1 pseudogene is annotated in these 1,026 nt (G+C 63.6%); it reads right to left on the bottom strand.

Annotated features, from left to right (window positions below):
* Window positions 1–964 (bottom strand): annotated as a pseudogene (locus AC3WLX_RS36600) (IS3 family transposase); the annotation flags it as partial.
* Window positions 965–1,026: the final 62 nt, after the last annotated feature.

Below are 1,026 nucleotides of genomic sequence, written 5' to 3'. Positions count from 1 at the left end.
TCGAAGAACAGGGTCTCGTTGAGTAGTTCATCACGCATACGCCCGTTGAAGCTCTCGACGAAGGCATTCTGGATCGGCTTGCCCGGCGCGATGAAGTGCCAGTCGATGCCGGTGTCCTTGCACCAGGCCAGCATGGCGTTGCACGTGAACTCGGTGCCGTTGTCGGAGACGATCGAGCCAGGCTTGCCGCGCCGTTCAACGATCGCCGTCAGTTCCCGAGCCACCCGCCGTCCGGAGATCGACGTGTCCGGGACCGCGCCCAGGCATTCCTTGGTGACGTCATCGACGATATTGAGAACGCGGAAGCGCCGTCCGTTGGCGAACTGATCGTAGACGAAGTCGAGGGACCAACGTGCGTTCGGCTTCGCCTCGACCAGGATAGCCCGGGTGCCTGTCGCCTTGCGGCGAGCCCGCCGCTTGCGGACAGTGAGCCCTTCCTCGCGATAAAGCCGGTGGATCCGGTTGATCCCGGATGGCTCGCCCTCCCGCCGCAGCAGGACGAACAGCCGGCGATAGCCGAACCGGCGGCGTTCATTGGCCAGCTCGCGCAGCCGGGCGCGCAGCTCGATGTCCGGTGGCCGGCGAGAGCGGTAGCGGATCATCTTCCGATCCGCACCGACGATCGAACAGGCCCGCCGCTCCGACAGGCCCATCGCGGCCTCCAGATGCGCCACCGCGGCGCGTTTGGCGGCGGGCCCTACCATTTTTTTGAAAGAAGCTCGCGTAGCGCGGCCGCATCGAGCATCTGCTCGGCCAACAGCTTCTTCAGCTTCGCGTTCTCCTCCTCGAGCGCTTTCAACCGCCTGGCCTCGGAGACATCCATGCCGCCGAATTTGGCCTTCCAGTTGTAGATCGTCGCCTCGGAAATCCCGTGCTTGCGAGCCAGGTCGGCCGTCTTCGCCCCGGCCTCATGCTCCTTCAACACGGCGATAATCTGCTCTTCCGTGAACCTTGCTCGCTTCATCTGTCCGTCCTTTTCAGGCCGGACTCTAACTCCATCTGGAGGAAATACTCAGGGGCAGGTCA

The organism is Bradyrhizobium sp. FW305-F6 (assembly GCF_058782905.1).
The sequence above is the reverse complement of the archived record's forward strand: the minus strand, read 5'-3'. Positions and strand labels throughout refer to the sequence as shown.